This window comes from Hymenobacter translucens, assembly GCF_020685205.1.
Classification (GTDB): domain Bacteria; phylum Bacteroidota; class Bacteroidia; order Cytophagales; family Hymenobacteraceae; genus Hymenobacter; species Hymenobacter translucens.
This window is the reverse complement of sequence record NZ_JAJERB010000011.1, coordinates 40,975-63,990: the sequence shown is the minus strand read 5'-3', so window position 1 is coordinate 63,990 and position 23,016 is coordinate 40,975. Positions and strand designations below refer to the sequence as shown.

The following is a 23,016-nucleotide window of genomic DNA, read 5'->3' as shown; positions in this document are numbered from 1 at the left end:
GCTACCGGGTGCCTTGTGCTGCTCTCGGGCTTGGCGGTGTTTGCCGGCGTACGGCAGGCCGACCGGCCCGTGGGCGACATCATCGTCACCATCAGCAATGAGTTCAACAACTACTTCATCAGCGAAAAGGAAGTGAGGGCACTGCTCACGCGCAATGGCCAGGAGCCCCTGCGGGGTGCTCACCCCGCCGACCTCGATCTGCGGGCACTGGAAGCGCGGCTCCGGGCCCATAGCTTCGTGAAGGACGCCCAGGTGTACCGCGATCTGGCCGGCAACCTCCACGCCGACGTGCGCCAGAACCGCCCCATTGCCCGCCTTACCCACCCCGACGCCCGCCTCGACACCTACCTGGACGCCGAAGGGCAGCAGCTGCCGCTGTCACCCCTGTTTACGGCCCGGGTGGTGCCCATCTCCCGCCTGGGCGGGCAGCCCCTGCAGTCCCGGTTTTTTCAGGACTCCACCGGCCGCCACTACCTCGAGCTTTTGCGCTACATCGACGAGCATCCGTTCTGGCGGGCTCAGGTGGCGGAGCTCTTTATTGCCCCCAACGGCAAGGTTTCGTTTACCCAACAGGTAGGCGACCAACGCATAGAATTCGGCCTTCCTGATAATATTTCCGAGAAATTTGCGAAACTGATGGTATTTTACCGTCAAATTCCACCGGTTCTCGGCTGGGACACCTATCACCGGGTCAACGTCGAATTCAAGGACCAGATCATCTGTGAATAACCCCAGGCCCGTTTTTACGTCTAAAAACGGCGTTTTTGAAGCAAACACACCGCTCAACCGCAACCCACTCGCCCCTCAGACCTCCATGCACAACGAGAAGATTGTAGTCGGCCTCGACATAGGTACCACTAAAATATGCGCCCTGGTAGGGCGTAAAAACGAGTTTGGCAAGCTCGAAATTCTGGGCATGGGCAAAGCTGTGTCGGAAGGCGTCGTGCGCGGCATTGTGTCCAACATCGACAAGACCGTGGATGCCATCCGCAAGGCCATTCGCCAGGCCGAAGAACAGTCGGGCATCAACATCGGCGTCGTGAACGTGGGCATTGCCGGCCAGCACATCCGCAGCCTGCAGCACAACGGCAGCATCACCCGCGCTTCCGCCGAAACGGAAATCACCGTGGAGGATGTAAACCGCCTCACCAACGACATGTACCGGCTCGTCACGCCGCCCGGCTCCGAAATCATCCACGTGATGCCCCAGGACTACAAGGTGGACTACGAGGAAGGCATCATGGAGCCCGTGGGCCACGCCGGCGTGCGCCTGGAAGGCAACTTCCACATCATCACGGCCCAGAGCACGGCTATCAACAACATCAACAAGTGCGTGACCAAGGCCGGCCTCGAAATCGACAACCTCATCCTGGAGCCGTTGGCGTCCTCGATGTCGGTGCTGAGCGACGAGGAGAAGGAAGCCGGCGTGGCGCTGATTGACATTGGCGGCGGCACCACCGACCTGGCCATCTTCAAGGACGGCATCATCCGCCACGCGGCCGTGCTGCCCTTCGGCGGTAACATCGTGACCTCCGACATCAAGCAGGGCTGCCTGGTGATGCAGAACCAGGCCGAGCAGCTGAAGGTGAAGTTCGGCAAAGCCATTGCCGAGGAAGCCTCCGACTACGAAATCGTAAGCATCCCCGGCCTGCGCGACCGGGCGCCCAAGGAAATTTCCCTGAAAAACCTGGCCTACATCATCGAGGCCCGGATGGAGGAAATCATCGAACTGGTGTACGCCGAGATTCAGCGCACCGGCCACGCCGACAAGCTGGCGGCCGGCATCGTGCTGACCGGCGGCGGCTCCCAGCTGCAGAACCTGGTACAGCTCACCGAGTACGTAACCGGCCTCGACACCCGTATCGGCTACCCCAACGAGCACCTGGGTAAAAGCAAGATCGAAGCGGTGAAGTCGCCCATGTATGCCACCACGGTAGGACTTGTGCTGGCCGGCTACCACTCGCTCGACGAGCGCAGCCTGCGCAGCTACGAGGAAGAGCAGACCTACCGCCCGGCTCCCGAAGCGCGGCCGGCAACGCCCGCTCCCCAGGCCGCGCAGCCCCAGCCCCAGGCGCCCAAGCAGCCGGCTGAGCCTAAAAAGCCCTCCGGTGCCGGCAAGTTCTTCCAAGACATCATCAGCCGCACCAAAGGCCTGCTGATTGACGATTTCGACGATAAACAGTACTAAAGTCAATTAAGAATTATCAATTAAGAATTAAGAATTGGACAGGCATTTTCAGGATGTTTCGCAATTCCTCCTCTTCCATTCTTAATTCTTAATTCTCAATTCTTAATTCCTAATTGACCTTCCCAATGGATTTTAAATTCGATATACCTTCCCAGTCCAAGTCGATCATCAAGGTGATTGGCGTGGGTGGTGGCGGCTCCAATGCCGTTAACCACATGTTCTCGCAGGGCATCAAGGACGTGGAGTTCGTCATCTGCAACACCGACAAGCAGGCTTTGCACAGCTCTTCCGTGCCGAACAAGCTGCAGATCGGCGTGGACCTGACCGAAGGCCTCGGTGCCGGCGCTAACCCCGAGCGGGGCAAGCAGGCGGCCATCGAGAGCCGGGAGCAGATCCGCGAGCTGCTCAGCAACGGCACCAAGATGGTGTTCATCACCGCCGGTATGGGTGGCGGTACCGGTACCGGTGCGGCCCCCGTAATTGCCAAAGTGGCCAAGGAGCTGGGTATCCTTACCGTGGGCATCGTGACGGCGCCCTTCATGTTCGAGGGTAAGAAGAAGCGCCAGCAGGCCGAGCACGGCATCAAGGAGCTCAGCGACAACTGCGACACGGTGCTGGTGATTCTCAACGACAAGCTCCGCGAAATCTTCGGTAACCTGCCCATCCGCTCAGCTTTCGCCAAAGCGGATAACATCCTGAGTACGGCCGCCAAGAGCATTGCCGAAATCATTACCGTCACGGCCGAAGTCAACGTGGACTTTGAAGACGTGAAGACGGTTATGAAGGACTCGGGGGCTGCAGTTATGGGCTCGAGCATCACGGAAGGCGAAAACCGCGCCCAGCGTGCCGCCGAGGAAGCCCTGACTTCGCCGCTGCTCAACAACACCGACATCCACGGTGCCCAGAAGATTCTGCTCTCGATTATGTCGGGCGACCAGGCGGAGCTGGAGATGGACGAGTTGACGGAAATCACGGAGTACATCCAGCAGAAGGCTGGTCAGGACGCCGAGGTTATCTTCGGTCACGGCATCGACCCCACGCTGGGTCAGAGCATCCGGGTTACGGTTATTGCTACCGGCTTTGCCCGCGAGGCTCACAACATCACCACGATGCACGCTGCCAAAGTGGAGCCCGAAGTGGTGGAAGTGGAAGCCGATCCGCAGATCAACCTGTTCGACAAGGACCGGCAGGAAGTACAGCCGACGCCCGTAGCGGCCGTGCCGACGTTCGGTACGCCCCAGCCGGCTGCTGTAGAGCCGCCCAAAGTCACGTTCGACCTCGAAGGCTCACCGTACACCTACGTGCCCCCGGTAGCGGCTCCTTCTACGCCGGCTCCCGAGCCGGTCGTGCTGCAGCACCCGGTGCCGACCCCGGCCGCCCCGCGTCCGTCCCTGGACGTACGGGCCGAGGAGCGCCGTCGTCGTCTGCAGGAGCTGAGCAGCGGCCTCACCAACGATGCCATCAAGGATCAGCTGGAAACCCCGGCTTACCTGCGCCGGCACGTGAAGCTGGAAAATGTGGTGCCCTCGAGCGAGCGGAACATCTCCCGCTTCAACCTCTCCGACGACAATGAGCTGCTCGGCGACAACCGCTTCCTCCACGACAACGTGGACTAAGCTCCCGGCCTTCGTACACAACACTGAAAAAGGGTGGGTCGGATATTCCGACCCACCCTTTTTCGTTTCTAGTCTTACGCCTGAAGCTTTATGCCTGCGAAAGAGTCGGGGAAGTGGCGGGGCGGGGGCGGCTTCGGATAAGCTGGTTAAGCGGCTGCTCTACGAGGTAGTGCAGGCCAACTGATAACGCGTTGAGCAGCAGAAACAGCCCGGCGCTGCTGCCTGTTATGTGCCCTGCCAGCCAGTCGTGCACCACCCCGACGTGAATCAGGTAAAAGATATACGAGCTGCGGCCCAGGATCTGCAAAGGAGGGGTTGTCAGCACCCACTGCAGGGGAGTGCGTTCGGCCAGTAGGCCCGCGAAGAACAGCAGGATGCCGCCCGGCAGCACCACGTTGTTCAGCACCACGCCAAATGGGTGCTCCTGTCCGAAGTCGTAGCTGCCCTGCATGGCTACCATGCCACCGAGCGTAGCGGCCATCAGCGCCAGGCCCAACACGGTGTAGAGCCCCGGCCACGGCGCAACCCGGAGCTGTCCGGCCCGCAGCCAGAGGGCCAGCTGCATACCGGCATAAAACTCGAAGCACCGTCCGAAGAAGGTGAACAGGAGCATGAACTTGAAATTGGCAAACAGCCCCAGCGGAATGCGGTGCAGCAGCAGCACGAACCCGATGCCCAGCGCCAGCAGCAGCAGCGGCTGGGCCCACAGCCGCACCCGGCGCCGGCGGATCAGCAGGAAGGCAACCGGGGCAAACAGGTAAAAGCATTCTTCCACGGTCAGCGTCCAGCCCTGGGCAATGCCGGAGTACTTCAGCTCGTCGAGGAAGCCGCGCAGGAAAAGCACGTTGAGCAGCCAAGTACGCCAGCTGCCATCCACTCCGGGCTGATTCTGAAACATCCAGAAGGTCAGGGTGGTCAGCAGAAAATACAGCGGGTAGATCCGGGCAAAGCGGTTGCGCAGGTAGCCGGCCCACCAGCGCCGGGTCCACTGCTCGGTACCGTAGTAGCGTTGCGTAATCAGAAAGCCGCTCAGCACAAAGAAAATCGGCACACCGATGTGGAACTCCATCACCAGCCGGTGCAGCAGGAGAGTCTGCCCCTCGTTCGGGAAAGGGTTGAAGTGATGCAGGCACACCAGGTAAGCGGCCACCGCCCGAATGCCGGTCAGGGCCGGAAAATAGGTAGCTGAGTCCGGGGGCGGCAGAGTTAACCGCGGTGCTGCCGAAACGGTCTGCTGCGACATGTACAGATAACAAGGAAAAGAAAGCCAAAGAACGTGGTTCCGCCGGATTAACGGCCCCTGGCAGCAGGCATAAAAAAAGCCGGCCCAGCGGGTTACGGCTTTTTTAGAACGTAGAGCAGGGCACTGCTACGGCTTGAACGGGTCGGAGAAGCGCTTGTCGCGGGTAAAGGTGGTATCGGTGAGCGTGCGCAGGAAGGCAATGATCTGGTTTTTCTGCGTCTGGGTCAGGTCGAGCTGAGTGCCGTTCAGGGTGTTGGAAGCGTCAAGCAGGAGCGGGTCGATGTTGGGGCTGCTGCGCTTGACGTGGTCACTGTAGTGGTCTAAGACGTCTTCCAGGGTGGCAAAGCGTCCGTCGTGCATGTAAGGCGCCGTCAACTCGATGTTGCGCAGCGTCGGAGCCCGGAACTTGCCGTTGTCCACGGCCAGTCCCGTCACGCCCTTGCGGCCGGGGTCGGTAAAGGTGGCGTCCAGGCCGTTGTTGTGGAAGCTTTGGCTGGTGAACAGCGGCCCCCCGTGGCAGTGCATGCAGTCGGCGCCGGCAATGCTGAGGTCGGGATTGGGGTGGTTGTTGTATAGGGCCTCCCCGCGCTGCTCGTCTACCGTCAGGCGTAGCTCCCGGCGCAGCGACCGGTCGTAGCGGGAGTTCGAGGAAATCAGGGTCCGCTGAAACTGGGCCAAGGCCTTGAGTACGTTTTGCTCGGTGATGGTCGTGGAGCCGAACGCCTTGCGGAACAGAGGCGGGTAGAGGTCGGTCTGCTGCAGCTTGCGCACGCCTTCGCCCAGAAGCTGGTGCATCTCTACCGGATTTTCCAGCGGCAGGCGCGCCTGGGTTTCGAGGGTGGTGGCGGCCCCGTCCCAGTTCAGCACCGGCTCCCAGGCCAGGTTCACGAGCGACATGCTGCTGCGGGTGTGCCGGGCCCCGTTGACCCCGATTGCCAGGGCCCGGCCATCGGTAAAGGCCTTGCTTTGCTGGTGGCAGCTGCCGCAGGAAAGGGTGTTGTCGCGCGAGAGGCGGGGCTCGTAGAACAGCATCCGGCCCAGCGCCACGCCTTCTTCCGTCAGAGGATTATCAGCCGGAATTCGGGCGTTCTGGGGAAAGTTGCTGGGAATGGTGAGTTGATACGGCGTCGTCACGACCGGCTCCTCCTCCAGGGGGTCAGTGCAGCAGGAAAGCAGCAGCATGCCGGCCGGTAGCAGGAGCAGGGCGCGTAAGCGGGTAAGGTTCAGAGCCATGGAGTGAAGCAGGAACGGGCCCGATAAAGATAGGCGTTGGCACGACAACGCCAGGGATGACCGGTTAAGTTTACTTTGCCGTCAGGATCAACTGGGTCTTCTCGCCCGTGCGCAATCCTTCAAATAAAGCAGCGGGGGCATTGCCCGCAGCACTGCTGCTTAATCAGCCTGGGAGCCACTAAGAGCGGGTTGTGGCCGCTAGTTGGCCATGATGTGGTCGACCCGGAACATACCGGCCGCGTAGTTATCGGCAATCTTCAGCATGTTCTGGTTGGTATTGGACCCGCTCATCGTGCTGTACACCGTGGCAAATCGGATGGGGTTGGGCCCGGTCAGGGCCTTGAGTATGTCCGCCTTCACATGAACCTGCGGCGTTTTGCCCTGGCGCACGGGCAGGGAGGAGCCGGTAAAGGGCAGGGTGATGGTTCGCAGGGTGTTGACGGGCTTGCGGTAGCCGGCAATGTGGAACAGCAGGGCGGAGCTAGGCGACTGGCGGGACGTGCCCTCCAGCTTCAGGAAGATGTACTCCCGGGTCATGGGCCAGTACATGGTGCTGGTGGGGTCGAGCGAACCCGCCGGCGCTTCGGTAACGGTACGGGTGCTATCGACGCCCAGCAAAAAGCTCATACTGGCGTAGTCCCCCGGCGGCACATCCTTCAGCACCAGCGTTTTGCTGGCCGCATCCGACTCCTTGACCAGAAAGTAGCTGCTGGGAGCGGCGTACTCGGTGCCGTCCTGGCGCCTCAGCCTGATGTTCGACACGAAATAGCTGAATGCCGACACCGTCAGACTGTCGCCGGAGCCAACGGCATATCTGGTTGAGCCCAGCACCAGCGGAGCGGTGCCTACCACGTGGTCCATTCGGATGCTGACCGCCCCGGTTTCGGTTTTGGGGTCATCGTCCTCACAGCTAGTAAGGGAGCAGGCAGCAAGAACTGCCATGGTTATGTAAGAGGTGAATCGGGTAAGTTTCATCCGTGCTAGTCAATCAGTTAACTACGTATACTTCAGCAACACCGGGCCCGGCTAATTGATGCCCTGGTGGCTAGGCCGGCTGCGGGCAGCAGCGGCCATGTCGAGGTCAGACCTGAAAGGACGGCGGGTGGAAGACGCCGTGCGCGGGCGTAAACGCGTAGTAACCGGGGCGGAAGCCGGCAAACCGGCGCGGCGCGGACGGAACGGTGGCGTGCGAGGAAAACCGCAGGCGGGGCAGGGGGCTAACGGCGTCGAGCTTTAGTTTGGCAAAGCTCGTGGAAGGGGCTTTGCCGTCGGTACTGCCGGCTTTTCGCAGCTGTTTGGCCAAGTGGCACTTCCCGTTGCACTGCATGGCCGGGCGGGCCTTGTTCACGCAGAACAGCTCGGTAATCCGCTGCTTCTGGGCCTGGTAGTTGAGAACAACCAGCTCCCGGCTGAAAGTCTGCAGCAGGATCAGGCACACAAGAAACCAGGAGAAGAGACGGGCCACGGAACCAGGGTAGGGTTATCAAATATACTGGATGTCCGTTAGCTGGCCGCTGGCCGGTGCGGCGCCTAAAACGCCAGCAGCTCGGTTGCCTGTTCGCGCAGCAGCTGCTGGTACAGCGGATGCGTCAGCTCGCCCTCCGCCGTCAGGTACTGGTCGATGCCAGGCAGGCGCACCCGGCTGGGCAGCACGGCCGTGCCGAGGTACATCAGGATATCGGTCAGGTGGGCCATGGCCAGCAGCCCGCCCTGGGAGCCCGACGACAAGCCCACCAAAGCTGCTTTCTTGCCGCGGATGCCGCCGGGGTAAGGCAGGCCGTCGATAAAGGCTTTCAGCGCCCCGGGAAACGAGGCGTTGTACTCGGGCACGATGAAAACCAGCTTGCTGGCCTCTCCGGCTTTCCGGGCCAGTTGGTTGAAAGCGGCATTCCGACCCGTTTCGGCATACAGGGCGGTGGCAGTAAAGTCCGCGGGCAGGTCGGCCAGGTCCAGGATCTGGTGCGCAGCGCCCAGCTCAGACAGAATGCCCGCGTACAAGGCCGCCAGCCGGGTTGCCCGGGAGTTCGGACGGTTGGTGCCCGCAATAATGGTTATCATGAAGGGATAGGTCAGGATGCTTTGGCTGCTAACAACGAAAGCGCCGGGAATGATTAGCCGACCAGCCGACGGAACCGGGTAGGCATAAAAAAAGGCGAAACGGGAAGTCCCTTTCGCCTTTTTTCAGAAATCAGAATCACCTACGCCAGGTTGTTCGAGGTAGCCTTGGCGGAGATGAACTCGCGGTTGAGGATGGCAATGTTTTCGAGCGAGATGCCCACCGGGCATTCCGCGGCGCACTGGCCGATGTTGGAGCAGGCGCCGAAGCCTTCCCTGTCCATCTGGGCCACCATGTTTTCCACGCGGGTTGAGCGCTCGACCTGACCCTGGGGCAGCAGCGCGAGCTGCGACACCTTGGCCGACACGAACAGCATAGCCGAGGAATTTTTGCAGGCGGCCACGCAGGCGCCGCAGGCGATGCAGGTCGCGGCCTCAAAGGCGCGGTCGGCAATGGGCTTCGGAATCGGAATCTCGTTGCCGTCGGGTACGCCGCCGGTGTTCACGCTCACGTAGCCACCGGCCTGAATGATCCGGTCAAAGGCCGAGCGGTCGACGCTCAGGTCCTTATTGACCGGGAAGGCCTGGGAGCGCCAGGGCTCGATGGTGATGGTGTCGCCGTCGGAGAACTTGCGCATGTGCAGCTGGCAGGTTGTGGTGCCCTGCTCGGGACCGTGAGCCCGGCCGTTGATGAACAGGTTGCACGAGCCGCAGATGCCTTCGCGGCAGTCGTGGTCAAACGCTACCGGGTCGTCGCCTTTGCGCAGCAGGTCCTCGTTGAGGACGTCCAGCATTTCCAGAAACGACATTTCGGGGGAGATGTCGCGGACGTTGTATTGTACCACCTGACCCGCCGCGGCGCGGTTTTTCTGACGCCACACTTTCAGCGTCAGATTCATTGGTTTGGCATTCGGGTTACTTCCAGCCATGGGTATTTCTGAGGTCTTAGGTCTTAGGGAATAGGTCTTAGGAACAAGGGCTTTAAGGCTAAAACCTAAGCCCTAAGTCCCTAAAACCTTACTTGTAGCTGCGCTGGGTGAGCTTCACGTTTTCGAACTGCAGGTCCTCCTTGTGCAGGACCTCGGGAACGTCGAGGCCCCGGAACTCCCAGGCGGCAACGTACGCGTAGTTCTCATCGTCGCGCTGAGCCTCGCCTTCCGGCGTGGCGTATTCCTCGCGGAAGTGGCCGCCGCAGCTTTCGTTACGGTTCAGCGCGTCGTCCACCATCAGCTCGCCCAGCTCGATGAAGTCAGCCACGCGGCCGGCCTTCTCAAGTGTCTGGTTCAACTCATCGTTGCTGCCCACCACCTTCAGATCCGACCAGAACTCCTTGCGGAGCTGCTGGATGGCCTGCTTGGCGTGGCGCAGTCCTTCGGCGTTGCGGGCCATACCGCAGTACTCCCACATGATGTGGCCCAGGGCCTTGTGGAACTCGTCGGGCGTGCGGTTGCCGTTGATGCTCATCAGCTTGCTGATCTGCTCGCGTACGTTGGCCTCGGCCTCGCGGAAAGCGGGGTGGTCCGTGGTCACGGGCTTGGGCGGCGTGTTGGCCAGGTAATCCCCGATGGTGTAGGGAATCACGAAGTAGCCGTCGGCCAGGCCCTGCATCAGCGCCGAGGCCCCGAGGCGGTTGGCGCCGTGGTCGGAGAAGTTGCACTCCCCGGTGGCGTACAGGCCCGGCACGGTGGTCTGCAGGTTGTAGTCGACCCACAGCCCGCCCATGGTGTAGTGCACCGCGGGGTAGATGCGCATCGGCTGCGAGTAGGGGTCTTCGTCGGTGATTTTCTCGTACATGGCAAACAGGTTGCCGTACTTCTGGCTGACCGAGTCTGCGCCCGTGCGCTTGATGATGTCGGCGAAGTCGAGGTACACGGCCAGGCCTGAGGTGCCCACGCCGCGACCTTCGTCGCACATCATCTTGGCGTTGCGCGAGGCCACGTCGCGCGGAACTAGGTTACCGAAAGCGGGGTACTTGCGCTCCAGGAAGTAGTCGCGGTCGTCCTCGGCAATGTCCTGGGGCTTGAGCTGGCCCTGGCGCACGCGCTCGGCCATCTCCACCGTCTTGGGCACCCATACGCGCCCGTCGTTGCGCAGCGACTCCGACATCAGCGTCAGCTTCGACTGGTAGTCGCCCGATACGGGAATGCAGGTGGGGTGAATCTGGGTAAAGCAGGGATTGGCGAAGAAGGCACCCTTCTTGTGCGCCCGCCAGATAGCGGTCGTGTTGGAGTACATGGCGTTGGTGCTCAGATAGAACACGTTGCCGTAGCCCCCGGTCGCCAGCACCACGGCGTGGGCCGAGTGCTGCTCAATCTCACCCGTGATGAGGTGGCGGGTGATGATGCCGCGGGCGTGCCCGTCGACTACCACCACGTCCAGCATCTCGGTGCGGTTGTACATCTTCACTTTGCCGTAGGCAATCTGCCGGCTCAGGGCCGAGTAGGCGCCCAGCAGCAGCTGCTGGCCGGTCTGGCCCCGGGCGTAGAACGTGCGGCTAACCTGGGCGCCGCCGAACGAGCGGTTGGCCAGCAGGCCGCCGTATTCCCGGGCGAAGGGTACGCCCTGGGCCACGCACTGGTCGATGATGTTGACCGATACCTGGGCCAGCCGGTACACGTTGGCTTCCCGGGCCCGGTAGTCACCCCCTTTGATGGTATCGTAGAACAGGCGGAAGACGGAGTCGCCGTCGTTCTGGTAGTTTTTGGCAGCGTTGATACCACCCTGGGCGGCAATGGAGTGGGCGCGGCGCGGGGAGTCGTGGAAGGAAAAGGCCTTCACGTTGTAGCCCAGCTCGGCCAGCGAAGCGGCGGCTGAAGCCCCGGCCAGGCCGGTACCGACGATAATCACGTCGTACTTCCGCTTGTTGGCAGGGTTGACGAGCTTAACGTTAAACTTATGCTTCTCCCACTTTTCGGCCAGGGGCCCTTCGGGAATTTTCGAATCCAAGATCATGGGTGGGAACGGAATGAAGTGGAGCAAACAAGTGAGTGCATGGCCTAGCGCAGCGCGGGGTCAGCCCCGAGCGACTGTTCCACCGTGTTGCCGGTAGCGGGCCGGGGCTGGTAGTTGTCGCCGAAGAACATCACCACTGGTATAACCGCGAAGAGCAGGGAAACGATTACGGCAAATGCATAACCGGTAAACCGGATGGCCGGGGAGTACTTGCGGTGGTTGAGACCAAGCGTCTGGAAGCCGCTCGTGAAGCCGTGCCACAGGTGGTAGCCCAGGGCAATCTGCGCCAGGGCGTACAACGCCACGTACCAGGGAATTTTAAACGAAGCGGCGGCTACCGAGTACAGATCGCCAACGGGGTGGTCGAGGTTCGCGACGCGCACCTCTGCCAGGCCGCCCATGGCGTCGAAGCGGGAGCGGATCCAGAAGTTCATCAGGTGCACGATCAGAAAGATCAGCAGCAGCGTGCCCAGCAGGGCCATGTTGCGCGACGACCACTTCGAGTTGGCCTCGGGGTGGTTTACGATATAGCCCTGGGCGCCCCGGGCCTTTTTGTTTTTGATGGCCAGCGCCAGGCCCTGGTAGCTGTGCAGGATCAGGCCCAGCATCAAAACCACTTCCATACCCCTGATCAGAGGGTTGGTACCCATGAACTCCGCCCAGAAATTAAACGAATCCCCATTGTCGTGCCGCAGCATCTGCAGGTTGATCAGCAGGTGAACAAGCAGGAAAGTGCACAGGAACAGGCCGGTCAGCGACATGATGATCTTGCGGCCGATGCTGCTGGAGAATGTTTTGGTAATCCAACTCATAGAAGCTACTGGGAGGTTTGGGAAAGGTCGGTTGTAGAGGCCAAAGGTAAGTGCCGACCCCGTACGAAACAATTGAAATTGGGCGTTAACGGCATTCCTATTCAAACGTGAATCAATCTGCCGCTCCCGCCGTTAGAGCTTCAGGACTAGTACATAACCCGGTAGAACGAATTTTTGTTAGGTTTCCAGTCGGGTTTTCCTCACCTTCTCTTCTTGTTTTTCCTTTGCTTCCTAAACGGGTCATTCATATGAATATTCCATTACCACGTCGCGTCACCGGGCCGGTGCTGGTCTGGGTGGCGGTTTTATTGGCATTATCAGGACTGGCCTCCACCGCCGAGGCGACCCACATCCGCGCCGGCGACATTCAGGCCAAGACCGACACCACACCGGCCCGCAACCCCCGCCGCATCTTTTTTAAGATGATTACCTACACGGACGTGGCTTCGCAGGCAGCTCAGAACCCCGACGAAACCATTTTCTTCGGCGACAACACCTACAGCGGACGGGGCGCCGTGCGCCGGGCCAGCCAGGTTCAGATTGCACCCGACACCTACCGCAACACCTATTTCTTCGAGCATACCTATAATGCTCCGGGCACCTATACCGTCAGCCACATTGGGGAAAACCGCAGCCGCGACATCCGCAATATGAGCGACTCGCAGAACCAGAACTTCTACATCTCCACCACCTTCACCATTGATCCGGCGCTGGGCATCAACCATTCGCCGGTGCTCACGGCCCCGGCCGTCGACAAGGCCGCTGCGAACCAGGTGTATCTGCACAACCCCGGGGCCTACGACGCCGATGGCGACTCGCTTAGCTTTGAGCTCCGCATCTGCCTGCAGCAGCCGGGCGGAATTGCGGCGGTTGAGCGGCCTCCGCTCAACAACAACCCCCAGCCGGTTCCGGTCCCCAACTATCAATATCCCAACCACCAGAGCGTGTCGCCGGGTGGCGTGCAGGTGGTCTTTCCCGGGGCTTTGCCCGGACAGCCAGCGACGTTTACCCTGGATGGCTTTACCGGACAGCTGGTGTGGAACTCACCCAGCAGCCAGGGCATCGGCGACTACAACGTCGCGTTTGTCGTGCGGGAATGGCGGATCACCCCTTTCGGACCCCAGAACATCGGGGAGGTTGTCCGGGACATGCAGATTACGGTACGGCCTACCTCGAACATCCGGCCCGCCATCTTCACCCCGGCCGACGTTTGCGTAGTGGCCGGCACGCGCCTGGCCCGCACCATCACGGCCACTGACCCCGATGGTAACCCCGTTCGGCTGACGGCTTTTGGCGGCATCATCCCGCCCCTGGGCACGGTTACGCCCTCCGCATCCTTTGCCCAGACTCAGTTCGGTACCAATGCCCAGGCTTCCTTCGCCTGGACCCCTGACTGCAACAACGTCCGCCGTTTGCCCTATCAGGTACTATTCCGGGCCGAGGACCAGCCGTCTGCGTCGGGCACTCCGCTGATTGACCAGCGGGTGTGGCAGATTACCGTGGTCGGCCCGCCGCCGGCCAACCTGCGCGCCGGCACGCTTACTTCCAGCTCGGCCCAGCTGACCTGGGATGCCTATACCTGCCGAAACGCCAGCCGGATTCTGATCTTCCGCAAGGAGAATCCCTCGACCTGGACCCCCGGCGCTTGTGAAACAGGTATTCCGGCTTCGTCGGGCTACGTTCGCATAGCGGATGTGCCCGTTACGGCGACGACTTACGTGGATGCTGCCAACCTGCAACGCGGCAAAACTTACTGCTACCGCATCTACGCCATTTTTCCCGAGCCCGGCGGCGGGGAAAGCATTGCTTCCCAGGAAGCCTGCGTATCGTTTACCGGCCGCAGCGCGGTGTTTACCAACGTGACGGTTGACCGCACCGATGCCGCCAACGGCGAGGTAACGGTGCGCTGGACCAAGCCGACCAGCAATGCCGGCTTCTTCCCGCCCGTGGGCTACCGCCTGTACCGGGCCGTGGGCCAGAACCCCGTGCCGACAGCTTTTTCGCTGATTCAGACCATTGCCAGCCTGAACGACACGACGTTCGTGGACCGGAACCTGAACACGGCCGCCAATGCCTATAGCTACCGGCTGGAGTTCTTCAGCAGCGCGCAGTCGTCGCCGGGCTCGGCAGAGCTGATTGAAACGGCAGGTCCGGCCTCTACCGTACGCGTGGAGGGCACCCCGGACCCGACGACCAACAGCATCGCCGTGCGCTGGACGTACTCGGTGCCGTGGAACAACGCCCAGCGCCCCACGACCATCTTCCGCCGCGACCCGGGTTCCTCTACCTACGTGCAGGTTGCCACCGTGACGGGCACGGCAACCGGGGGCACGTACACCGACCGGGGAACAACCGCGGCCCCGCTGCAAAAGGGAGCAACCTACTGCTACTACGTGCTGACCAATGGCACCTACAACAACGCACGCCTGCCGGATCCGCTGCTCAACAAAAGCCAGGAGCGGTGCATTGCCCTCAACGCGGTGCCCTGCCCACCGGTGCTGACGCTGTCGGTAACCAACTGCGACAGTCTGGCGGCCCTGCCTTCGTTCCCGCGGCCGAGCGACACGTACGCCAACACGCTGACCTGGACGCTGGGCAACACGCCTACCGACTGCAGCCGGGCCATTGCCTACTACCGCATCTTCTATCGGCCTACCGCCGAAGGACCGTTTACCCTGCTCGACTCGGTGACGCAGATGCGCTACCAGCACCGGGCCCTGACTTCGCCGGCCGGCTGCTACGCCGTGCAGTCGGTGGATGCCTCGGGTAACCGCAGCGCCCTGAGCAACATCGAGTGCAAGGACAACTGCCTGTTCTTCCTGCTGCCCAACATCTTTACTCCCAACGGGGACGGCATCAACGACACGTTTGTGCCCAAGGTGTCGAGCCCGGTGCGGAAGGTTCACTTCCAGGTGTTCAACCGCTGGGGCGTGAAGATCTACGATGGCAACACCGACCCCCGCATCAACTGGGACGGTGGCGGCAGCACCGGGGAAAACCGTCGCGGCGTGAAGGTGACCGAAGGCGTGTACTACTACTACGCCGAGGTCGAGTTTGCGGACTTCAACAACACGAAGCGGACCTACAAAGGCTGGGTGGAAATCACCCGCTAAGCTGCCGTTAAGCAGTTAGCCCTTCAAAAACCCGCATCCGGCTCCGGATGCGGGTTTTTTTATTCCTGCTATCTTGCCGCCCGAGCGTCCTGCCCATGTCCTGACGCTGCTCTCCGTAGCGGCTTCCGGCATCGGCTATCAACCAACCATTGTTTTTCTGAACCAGAACCAGGGCTAGCAGCCAACAGGTATCCGCTACTAGCTAAATCACCACTTCCCGCATGAAAGCAGTTGTATTCCCCGGCCAGGGCAGCCAGTTTACCGGCATGGGCCGCGACCTGTACGAGCAGCAGCCTGCTGCCCGTCAGCTGATGGACCAGGCCAATGAGATTCTCGGCTTCCGCCTTACCGACGTCATGTTCACCGGCTCCGACGAGGACCTGCGCCAGACCAACGTCACCCAGCCGGCCATCTTTCTGCACTCCGTGGCCCTGGCCACCGTGCTGCCTGACCTGAAGCCGGCTATGACGGCCGGGCACTCCCTGGGCGAGTTTTCGGCCCTGGTAGCGGCTAAAGTGCTGAGGTTTGAAGACGCTATGCAGCTGGTAGCCCGGCGCGCCCAGGCCATGCAGGCCGCCTGCCAGGAGCAGCCGGGCACCATGGCCGCCATTCTCGGCCTCGACGACGACACCACGGTGCGCATCTGCCAGGAAATTACCCAGGGCGGCAATGTAGTCGTGGCCGCCAACTTCAACTGCCCCGGGCAGCTGGTCGTTTCCGGCTCCCAACGCGGCGTCGAGCTGGCCTGTGAGCAGCTAAAGGCCGCCGGTGCCAAGCGGGCGTTGCCGCTGCCGGTAGGAGGGGCGTTTCATTCCCCGCTGATGCAGTCGGCGGAGGCGGAGCTGGCCCGGGCTATCGAAAGCACGCAGTTCCGCGCCGGTATCTGCCCGGTGTACCAGAACGTGGATGCTGCCCCTCACACCGACCCCGACGAAATCCGCCAGAACCTGGTGCGCCAGCTCACGGCCCCGGTGCGCTGGACGCAGAGCGTGCAGCGCATGGTAGCCAACGGCGCCACCGAGTTCGTGGAGTGCGGCCCCGGCAAAGTGCTGCAGGGTTTGGTGAAGAAGATTGCCCCCGAAGTTGCCGGCTCCTCCGCCATGGTGTAGTACTGTTTAGTAAGACGAAGCCGGCCGCGCCAGAACTATCTGGGGCGGCCGGTTTTTTGTAGGGGGTAGTCCGTCAGCAGAGTGCCGGCCGCTACTATTGGCCGGTCGAGGTGAAGCCCAGCAGGGCTTTGGGCTCTTCATAATCGTAGAACGACAGGTAAACCACCGCGGTAGCCTCCTTCCCGTTGGCCGCTAGGTAGGTTATTTCATAGCGGTCCAGCATGGCTAGGCCTAAAAAGCCGTTGGCCGACTTGTACTCACAGCACCCTCCCAGGCGCTTGTATTTGATGGGCTTGCCCTGCGGGTCACGCAGCAGGTCCAAGTAGGCGCGCTGGTTAGCCGGACCGCCGTTGGGGCCGGTACCGACCATAACGGGCTGCTCGGCCGTGAAACCGTACTTTTTAGTGGTGGCACTCTGGGTAAGGCGCTGGATGGTGTAGGTGGGCTTGGCGCTGGCCGGGTCGTTGCAGGCAGCCACTTTGGTCTGAGCCGAGCGTAGGCCCGCCTTATTCGCGCGGTTAAAGTCGGCGCAGGCGGAGTCTTTTTTACTTAGAAGCTCATATAGCAGGCCCCGGTTGTAATATGCTTCGCCGTAGCCAGGGTCCAACCTGATGGCATACGCGTAATCGGCGAAGGCACCTTCGTAATTGGTTAGTCGCCTTTGGGTGATGCCGCGGTTCAGGTAGCCCTTCTTGTAAGTAGGAGCCAGCTTTACCGTCTGGGAGAAGTCGGCCAGGGCCTCGGCGTGCCGGCCAAGCATATTTCGGGCAATGCCGCGGTTGTACCACGCGAAGTAGTCGTCGGGCTGCAGCTCAATTGACTTGCTGAACAGCGTGATGGCTTCATCCAGCTTGCCGGCCTGGGCTTGCTGAAGACCTTGCTCGTAGGCTTTCTGGGCCTCGGTTTGTGCCGCAGCCGATGTAAGCACGCATAGGCAAACCAGAAGGAGTAGAATGTTTTTCATAGATGGGTGCAGCTATAAATCAATAAGGAGAGATGCTCAGAGGTAGTAAATCAAACAACTTTAAACAGGTGGTTTTTCAAGTGCCGCTACTGCTCTAGGTGCGGCTGCTTTCCAGGATGGATTTTAGGGTGGTTAAATACTTGGATAAGTCAGACTTAGCCGCATATTTTATAATTATGGATGGTAGGGGAAAGCCGAGGCCGTGCTTGACAATGGCCTTGTCGAACTCCACTGAATAGGTCAGCGCTGTTTTATTTTGCGCGGTCCGGTTCACTTGCCTAATGCTTTTTAAAAAGAATTCTGATTCGGGTACAGTTTGATAAATAACCTCTTGGTTTGGAGCAAACGCTATACAGGAAAGATGTAGTACGTTGTTCGGGACTCGTTTTGACAGGTATGAGTTTTCGGTCGCCAAGGCGTTGATTTGCGGCCTTGTTGACATCGTTGTTGAGTTAATCTCCTTTCGCCATGATTTGTCGTTCTCAAGATTTGCAACGTAGTCAAAAATGGTTTTCAACTCGGCGGAAATTGTGACGGTACCGGTTATGCAAATATTCATGACTGTTTAAGGGGAGAGATGTTTTTATGTTGTTCTATGAACTTCATGAGCGGAAATAATAAAAGAAACAGAGCTGTTTAAGAGCCCTTTTGCCGCTGAAGCCGGAGATAAAGATGCACAGAGTACCAAAAAAGGCGGGCAGCTTTGTTGCTTGTTTACCCAGTATTGAAGGGTTCCGGCGAGCCGTGCTAATCTATTGAAAGTTTAAGTGAGCTGCCGGGGTGCAGCCTTCCGGACTGTTATCATTGATTTTCTATCCGCACCACTTCCAGTGTATCCGGGCACCCGGCCAGTAGCTCGGCCACCGTTTTCATCGACCCCGGATGCACTGCCGAAGCCGCCAGCTCCGCCAGGGGCACCAACGCAAAGCGCCGCTCAGGCAGACGCGGATGCGGCACTTGCAGCCTTAGAGTGTCGATAATCAGGTTATCGTAAAGCAGGATGTCGACGTCGAGCGTACGAGGGCCCCAGCGCAGGTCGCGGCGGCGCTGGGCCTGGGTTTCCACCTGCTGGCAGGCATCGAGCAGCTGTTCGGGCAGCAGGGTGGTTTCCAGTTGCACAGCCTGGTTCAGGAACGGCGGCTGGTCTTCAAGACCCCAGGCGGCAGTTTCATACAGGCCCGAAACAGCCACTACGTGCCCGGTCCCAGCCAGCTGCTCGACCGCAAAGCCCAATTGGCTGACCCGGTCACCAAGGTTAGAGCCGAGCAGGAGGTAGGCGGTAGGCATTGGGAAGAATAATGATCAAGAAGCCTGGGAACAGTTATGCCGGCTGGATACCGAGGTGGAGCCGTTCGCGCGGCATTGTAGACCTTTTGATCGTATTTTCAAAGGAAGTCTACAAAGCTGTAGACTTCTGCCGGCAATTGGGCATAAAAGTCTACAACCGTGGTGGTGCGAAGCTGCTGGGCGCGGCTGATGCTCTGCCACAGAATGCTTATCAAGCCAGTACCCGCCGCAGAAACGACACTGTGGCCTCGGCTACCTGCTCCGACTGGGCCGGCAGCCCGGCCGACGGCCAGGGGTGGGCGCCGCCAAAGTTGTGCGTCACGCCGGGCAGGACGAGCAGCTCGGCATCGGGCTTCAGCTTTTTTAGCTCGTGGGCCCGGCTCATGGGTACGGTTTCGTCCTGGTCACCGTGGAGGATGAGCAGGGGCTGGCGCAGCTTGCGGCGCACGTTGTGGGGAATATCGAGGCGGAGGCGGTTTTGGTGGTAGTCTTCCACAATCTGAAAGTACAGCGGCAGTTGCTGCCTGGTGCGGCTGTTCTCGACGTGAAACACGCCCTGCCGCTGCCAGTGCTGCATCAGTTCCTCGGTCCAGCCCGGGTTCACGTTGCCGATGGCCGCCCAGGTCACTACTGCCCGCACGCGCTTATCCTCGGCCGCCTTGAGCAGCACCAGCCCGCCGCCCCGGCTGTGGCCTACCAGCGCCAGATGGCTCAGGTTTAGCTCGGCGGCGGGCAGCTCCGCGCGCCCATCAAACAGCGCGTCGAGCACGGTGCCGATGTCGTTGAGTTCCAGGCTGAAGTTGTTTTGCCCGAAGGCTTCGAGGTCTTGCAGGTCGCCGGTGCCGCCGGGCACCACGCCGTTGTGCGACAGGTTGAGCTTCACAAACACGAAGCCCTGTCGGGCAAAGAAATCGGCCAGCACGTTGAAGTGGCCCCAGTCTTTGAACCCCTTGAACCCGTGCACGAACACCACCACCGGCTTGGGCTGCCCGTCGGGAAGGTAGCGGACGTCCACGGCAATGGGCCGGGCGTGGTGGGGGGAAGTGAGCAGAAACTCAACGGCAGTAAGCGGGGCGGAGGCAGGCATCGGCAGAAACAGAGGACGAGCGGTAAAAGTACGCGGCTAAAACCACCAGGCCGGGGTGTTGGTTAGGAATCGGCGGGCCTGCCCCGTATCATTGCAGCGCCCTGGCCGCCCGTGCGGCGGGGCCCGCTGCTCCCGCCCGCTGCATGAACGTTACCCTTGACCAGATACAGGCCCCGATTGCGGCCGAAATGGAGGAATTTGAGCGCAAGTTCCGGGCGTCCATGCAAACCAATGTCCTGCTGCTGGACAAGATCATGGGCTACATCGTGAAGCGCAAGGGCAAGCAGATCCGGCCCATGTTCGTATTCTTCACGGCCAAGATCAGCGGGGGCGAGCCCCTGCCCGAAGCCACTTTCCGGGGTGCTGCCCTGATTGAGCTGCTGCACACGGCCACGCTGGTGCACGACGACGTGGTGGACGAATCCAACTACCGCCGGGGCTTCTTTTCCATCAACGCCCTCTGGAAAAACAAGATTGCCGTGCTGGTGGGCGACTACCTGCTTTCCCGCGGCATGCAGCTGGCTTTGGAGCACGACGACTTCGACCTGCTCAAGATCGTGAACCGGGCCGTGCGGGAGCTGAGCGAAGGCGAGCTGTTGCAGATCGAAAAAGCCCGCCGCCTCGACATCACCGAGGACGTGTACTTCGACATCATCCGCCAGAAAACCGCCTCCCTGATTGCCTCCTGCTGCGCCGTGGGAGCGGCCTCGGCCGGGGCCGACAAGGACACCGTGGAGCGGGCCCGGCTGTTCGGCGAGAAGGTGGGCATGGCCTTTCAGATCAAGGATGACCTGTTCGACTTCGGTACCGACGAAATCGGCAAGCCCGTGGGCATCGACATCAAAGAGAAAAAGATGACTTTGCCGCTGATTTACGCCCTGCAGCAGGCCGACTGGCTCACCAAGCGCCGCATGATCTTCAACGTGAAGAACAACGACGGCCGCCGTGACCGGGTGCAGGCTGTCATCGACTTCGTGAAAAAGTCCGGGGGCCTGGACTACGCCATCCAAAGCATGAAAAGCTACCGCGACGAAGCCCTTCGCCTGCTGCACACCTTCCCCGAGTCGGCCGCACGCACTTCGCTGGAGCAGCTCATCAACTACACCATCGAGCGGGAGAAGTAGGTTTTTGAGCTACAAGCTGTAAGCTTCAAGCCGCAAGTTTTTTACCCCTGTCAGCCTGATCTAGCGAACCGCAGGTCGTAGTCAAGGACCGTCCTTGCAAAACCCGCAGACCTCCGGTATCAACACAAAGCCCTCTACCGTTGCTGGTAAAGGGCTTTGCGTATTTTATAAAACTCGCTCCTTATCAGAGAAAGGTCCGTGACTGACGGCTGCGGTTTGCTCTGCTTAGCATGACAGGCCTAAAAAAGCTTGTGGCTTGAAGCTTGCCGCTTGAAGCTTAAGCCGTCACCTGGTAGCTGACGCTGCCGTTTTCCACTTCCGACACGTCGAACCGAACGCCTTCGAAGGTGCTCTTGACGGTGATTTCGTGGGTCATCTCGCAGCCGGGGCACTTGATTTCTTCTTTTTCAAACTGCCCGTCGTCTTCGATGGAGTTGGCCAGGTGGTCGGGGGCCGGTACGCCGATCAGGTCGGTGAAGACTTCGGTATGACAGTGGTTGCAGGCGAACTTAAGGCCGACAGTACGGCCCTGCAGCTCATCGAGGGGAGCCAGGGCATCGGGGTTTTGCTGAATCCACATACGCGGAAGGGGTTTGGTTGAGGAAGAGGGAACGGAATAGGGTGGGGCCGGGGCCCGGAAGGCTGTACGTGCCGGTCCGGAAAAAAGATAAGCCCAACCGGGTGCCGGGTTGCTGCTGAGGTGGTTACTTTTGGCCGTTGCCCCCGCTAATTCCGCTTCTCATGACCGCTCCCGCTCCCCCCGCTTCCGGCGTTGCAGTGCCCAAGGTGCCGCGCTGGCAGTCCCTGCTCCGCTCCGTTTCCTTGGCCAAAGACCCGATTGCGGTTATCAGCGCCACCATGGCCCGCTACGGCGACACCGTGCAGCTCTATATCGGCGGCATGCAGAAGTCGATTCTCACCCAGGACCCGGGCCTGATGCAGCACATCCTGCAGAAAAACCACCGCAACTACGCCAAGTCGCAGTTCACCCAGGGGTTTTCGCGCTACGTGGGCCACGGCCTGCTCACCAACGAGGGCGCCGACTGGCTGCGGCAGCGCCGCCTCATTCAGCCGGGCTTTCACCGGCAGCGGGTGGCGGGCCTTACGGGGCTGATGCAGGAAATCGTGGCCGATACCCTGGCCCCGCTGACTGCCCGGGCCCAGGCCAGCGGTGGGGCCGTCACCATCCAGACCCACGAGCTGATGACCCAGCTCACGTTCCGCGTCATTGCCCGCTCGGTGTTCAGTACCAACTTCTCGGATGCTGAGCTGGACCGGGTGGCCGGGCTAATCACCGAGATTCAGGCGTTTTACACGGGTACCATCCGCCAGCCCTACCTCAAGCCCTGGCACCAGCTCAGCGGCCGGTTCCGCTACCACGACCAGCTCACGGCCGACCTGCGCGCCCTGCTCGGCGGCTACATTGCCCAGCGCCGCGCCGCCAACGATGCGCCTGGCGCCCCGGCCCCGCCCGACGACCTGCTGCAGATGCTGCTCGACGTGCGCTACGAGGACACCGGGGAGCCCATGACGCCCGACCAGGTGCTCGACGAAGCCCTGATCCTGCTTATTGCCGGCCACGAAACCAGCGCCAACGCCCTGACCTGGCTGTCGTACCTGCTGGCCCATCATCCCGCCGAAGCCGAAGCCATCCGCGCCGAAACGGCGGCCGTGCTGGCGTCGCGCCCGCCCGAAAAAGCCGCTGACAGGTTTGCCTTCGAGGAGCTGCCCCGTCTGAGCCGGGCCCTGCACGCGGTGCAGGAAGCCATGCGCCTGTTTCCGCCCGCCTGGATGGTGGACCGCGTCGCCCTCGCCGATGACGACTACCAGGGCATGCACATCCCGAAAGGCACCCTGTTCTCACTCTACATCTACGGCCTGCACCACGCGCCCAAGCACTGGGAGCAGCCCGCCTCGTTTCGCCCAGCCCGCTTCGCCCCGGCGCCCGGTTCCATGGGCCCGCCGGCCTATCTGCCCTTCGGCGGCGGGCCCCGCCTGTGTATCGGAATGCAGTTTGCCCTCACCGAGATGCAGCTCGTCACGCTCGAGCTGCTGCGGCAGTTCCGGGTGGAGTGGGTCGACGGGCAGCCGCCGGTAGCTACCCAGCCACTGATTACCCTGCGGCCCCGGGGCGACTTTCAGGTCCGGCTGCGGCTGCGCTGAGCCGGGGGCGTTTTTCTATAATGTCAGGCGGGCAGTCTGTAACAAAAAAGCCCCGTGCTCTTCAGTACGG

Annotated in this window: 20 protein-coding genes; 7 read left to right on the top strand and 13 right to left on the bottom strand. The window is 61.1% G+C overall.

Translation table 11 applies throughout. From position 1 onward, the window contains the following. Positions 1–15: 15 nt before the first annotated feature. The 3 genes from LJY25_RS19565 (at position 16) to ftsZ (ending at position 3,804) form a co-directional block, all read left to right on the top strand. On the top strand, positions 16–729 hold the full coding sequence (locus LJY25_RS19565; RefSeq protein ID WP_227610177.1) for a cell division protein FtsQ/DivIB: 714 nt from the start codon (positions 16–18) through the stop codon (positions 727–729). Positions 730–814: 85 nt separating this feature from the next. Continuing rightward, positions 815–2,188 (top strand): cell division protein FtsA, encoded by a 1,374-nt coding sequence (ftsA, locus tag LJY25_RS19560; RefSeq protein ID WP_227610176.1) that lies wholly within the window; start codon positions 815–817, stop codon positions 2,186–2,188. Between the two features lie 125 nt (positions 2,189–2,313). Further along, positions 2,314–3,804: a cell division protein FtsZ gene (gene ftsZ, locus LJY25_RS19555; protein ID WP_227610175.1), complete on the top strand. Its 1,491-nt coding sequence runs from the start codon at positions 2,314–2,316 to the stop codon at positions 3,802–3,804. A gap of 88 nt (positions 3,805–3,892) precedes the next feature. Here ftsZ and LJY25_RS19550 read toward each other — a convergent pair whose 3' ends face one another. The 8 genes from LJY25_RS19550 to LJY25_RS19515 form a co-directional block, all read right to left on the bottom strand. Beyond that, a complete protein-coding gene (locus LJY25_RS19550) occupies positions 3,893–5,047 on the bottom strand; it encodes an acyltransferase family protein (protein ID WP_227610174.1) in 1,155 nt (384 codons plus the stop codon). Positions 5,048–5,173: 126 nt separating this feature from the next. Further along, on the bottom strand, positions 5,174–6,280 hold the full coding sequence (locus tag LJY25_RS19545) for a cytochrome-c peroxidase (RefSeq protein ID WP_227610173.1): 1,107 nt from the start codon (positions 6,278–6,280) through the stop codon (positions 5,174–5,176). A gap of 198 nt (positions 6,281–6,478) precedes the next feature. Further along, positions 6,479–7,222, bottom strand: a complete 744-nt coding sequence (locus tag LJY25_RS19540) for an MbnP family protein (RefSeq protein WP_227610172.1) — start codon at positions 7,220–7,222, stop codon at positions 6,479–6,481. A gap of 139 nt (positions 7,223–7,361) precedes the next feature. Then, a complete protein-coding gene (locus LJY25_RS19535; protein WP_227610171.1) occupies positions 7,362–7,745 on the bottom strand; it encodes a hypothetical protein in 384 nt (127 codons plus the stop codon). Positions 7,746–7,810: 65 nt separating this feature from the next. Beyond that, a complete protein-coding gene (locus LJY25_RS19530) occupies positions 7,811–8,338 on the bottom strand; it encodes an NADPH-dependent FMN reductase (protein WP_227610170.1) in 528 nt (175 codons plus the stop codon). A 140-nt stretch (positions 8,339–8,478) separates the two neighbouring features. Beyond that, positions 8,479–9,234 (bottom strand): succinate dehydrogenase/fumarate reductase iron-sulfur subunit, encoded by a 756-nt coding sequence (locus LJY25_RS19525; protein ID WP_227610169.1) that lies wholly within the window; start codon positions 9,232–9,234, stop codon positions 8,479–8,481. Between the two features lie 118 nt (positions 9,235–9,352). Next, positions 9,353–11,287 carry a fumarate reductase/succinate dehydrogenase flavoprotein subunit gene (locus LJY25_RS19520; RefSeq protein WP_227610168.1) on the bottom strand — a complete coding sequence of 645 codons (1,935 nt, stop codon included), beginning with the start codon at positions 11,285–11,287 and terminating at the stop codon, positions 9,353–9,355. A gap of 44 nt (positions 11,288–11,331) precedes the next feature. Then, the gene (locus LJY25_RS19515) at positions 11,332–12,099 is read right to left on the bottom strand and encodes a succinate dehydrogenase cytochrome b subunit (protein WP_227610167.1); all 768 of its coding nucleotides are present in this window, start codon (positions 12,097–12,099) and stop codon (positions 11,332–11,334) included. Positions 12,100–12,347: 248 nt separating this feature from the next. Here LJY25_RS19515 and LJY25_RS19510 point away from each other — a divergent pair, with 248 nt between their 5' ends. Beyond that, positions 12,348–15,212 (top strand): T9SS type B sorting domain-containing protein, encoded by a 2,865-nt coding sequence (locus tag LJY25_RS19510; protein ID WP_227610166.1) that lies wholly within the window; start codon positions 12,348–12,350, stop codon positions 15,210–15,212. Positions 15,213–15,433: 221 nt separating this feature from the next. Beyond that, entirely contained in the window at positions 15,434–16,321 is an 888-nt protein-coding gene (gene fabD / locus LJY25_RS19505; protein WP_227610165.1) for an ACP S-malonyltransferase, read from the top strand. Positions 16,322–16,415: 94 nt separating this feature from the next. On the opposite strand, the gene LJY25_RS19500 is transcribed toward fabD, so the two are convergent. The 4 genes from LJY25_RS19500 to LJY25_RS19485 form a co-directional block, all read right to left on the bottom strand. After that, positions 16,416–17,285, bottom strand: coding sequence for a tetratricopeptide repeat protein (locus LJY25_RS19500; protein ID WP_227610164.1), 870 nt, complete (start codon positions 17,283–17,285; stop codon positions 16,416–16,418). A gap of 94 nt (positions 17,286–17,379) precedes the next feature. Further along, entirely contained in the window at positions 17,380–17,844 is a 465-nt protein-coding gene (locus tag LJY25_RS19495; protein ID WP_227610163.1) for a hypothetical protein, read from the bottom strand. A 242-nt stretch (positions 17,845–18,086) separates the two neighbouring features. Then, the gene (gene folK, locus LJY25_RS19490) at positions 18,087–18,572 is read right to left on the bottom strand and encodes a 2-amino-4-hydroxy-6-hydroxymethyldihydropteridine diphosphokinase (protein ID WP_227610162.1); all 486 of its coding nucleotides are present in this window, start codon (positions 18,570–18,572) and stop codon (positions 18,087–18,089) included. A gap of 211 nt (positions 18,573–18,783) precedes the next feature. Further along, a complete protein-coding gene (locus tag LJY25_RS19485; RefSeq protein WP_227610161.1) occupies positions 18,784–19,659 on the bottom strand; it encodes an alpha/beta hydrolase family protein in 876 nt (291 codons plus the stop codon). A 143-nt stretch (positions 19,660–19,802) separates the two neighbouring features. On the opposite strand from LJY25_RS19485, the gene LJY25_RS19480 reads away from it, so the two are divergent. After that, positions 19,803–20,783, top strand: a complete 981-nt coding sequence (locus LJY25_RS19480) for a polyprenyl synthetase family protein (RefSeq protein ID WP_227610160.1) — start codon at positions 19,803–19,805, stop codon at positions 20,781–20,783. A 277-nt stretch (positions 20,784–21,060) separates the two neighbouring features. Here LJY25_RS19480 and LJY25_RS19475 read toward each other — a convergent pair whose 3' ends face one another. After that, positions 21,061–21,363 carry a hypothetical protein gene (locus LJY25_RS19475; protein WP_227610159.1) on the bottom strand — a complete coding sequence of 101 codons (303 nt, stop codon included), beginning with the start codon at positions 21,361–21,363 and terminating at the stop codon, positions 21,061–21,063. 161 nt (positions 21,364–21,524) lie between these two features. Between LJY25_RS19475 and LJY25_RS19470 the strand changes: the two genes are divergently transcribed. After that, a complete protein-coding gene (locus LJY25_RS19470) occupies positions 21,525–22,946 on the top strand; it encodes a cytochrome P450 (protein WP_227610158.1) in 1,422 nt (473 codons plus the stop codon). Positions 22,947–23,016: the final 70 nt, after the last annotated feature.

Coding starts and splice junctions, on each gene's coding strand:
- fabD (WP_227610165.1), top strand. CDS start 15,434: ATGAAAGCAGTTGTATTCCCCGGCCAGGGCAGCCAGTTTACCGGCATG.
- LJY25_RS19515 (WP_227610167.1), bottom strand. CDS start 12,099: ATGAGTTGGATTACCAAAACATTCTCCAGCAGCATCGGCCGCAAGATC.
- LJY25_RS19475 (WP_227610159.1), bottom strand. CDS start 21,363: ATGTGGATTCAGCAAAACCCCGATGCCCTGGCTCCCCTCGATGAGCTG.
- ftsA (WP_227610176.1), top strand. CDS start 815: ATGCACAACGAGAAGATTGTAGTCGGCCTCGACATAGGTACCACTAAA.
- folK (WP_227610162.1), bottom strand. CDS start 18,572: ATGCCTACCGCCTACCTCCTGCTCGGCTCTAACCTTGGTGACCGGGTC.
- LJY25_RS19485 (WP_227610161.1), bottom strand. CDS start 19,659: ATGCCTGCCTCCGCCCCGCTTACTGCCGTTGAGTTTCTGCTCACTTCC.
- LJY25_RS19525 (WP_227610169.1), bottom strand. CDS start 9,234: ATGAATCTGACGCTGAAAGTGTGGCGTCAGAAAAACCGCGCCGCGGCG.
- LJY25_RS19545 (WP_227610173.1), bottom strand. CDS start 6,280: ATGGCTCTGAACCTTACCCGCTTACGCGCCCTGCTCCTGCTACCGGCC.
- LJY25_RS19520 (WP_227610168.1), bottom strand. CDS start 11,287: ATGATCTTGGATTCGAAAATTCCCGAAGGGCCCCTGGCCGAAAAGTGG.
- LJY25_RS19500 (WP_227610164.1), bottom strand. CDS start 17,285: ATGAAAAACATTCTACTCCTTCTGGTTTGCCTATGCGTGCTTACATCG.
- LJY25_RS19510 (WP_227610166.1), top strand. CDS start 12,348: ATGAATATTCCATTACCACGTCGCGTCACCGGGCCGGTGCTGGTCTGG.
- LJY25_RS19470 (WP_227610158.1), top strand. CDS start 21,525: ATGACCGCTCCCGCTCCCCCCGCTTCCGGCGTTGCAGTGCCCAAGGTG.
- LJY25_RS19530 (WP_227610170.1), bottom strand. CDS start 8,338: ATGATAACCATTATTGCGGGCACCAACCGTCCGAACTCCCGGGCAACC.
- LJY25_RS19495 (WP_227610163.1), bottom strand. CDS start 17,844: ATGAATATTTGCATAACCGGTACCGTCACAATTTCCGCCGAGTTGAAA.
- LJY25_RS19480 (WP_227610160.1), top strand. CDS start 19,803: ATGAACGTTACCCTTGACCAGATACAGGCCCCGATTGCGGCCGAAATG.
- LJY25_RS19550 (WP_227610174.1), bottom strand. CDS start 5,047: ATGTCGCAGCAGACCGTTTCGGCAGCACCGCGGTTAACTCTGCCGCCC.
- ftsZ (WP_227610175.1), top strand. CDS start 2,314: ATGGATTTTAAATTCGATATACCTTCCCAGTCCAAGTCGATCATCAAG.
- LJY25_RS19540 (WP_227610172.1), bottom strand. CDS start 7,222: ATGGCAGTTCTTGCTGCCTGCTCCCTTACTAGCTGTGAGGACGATGAC.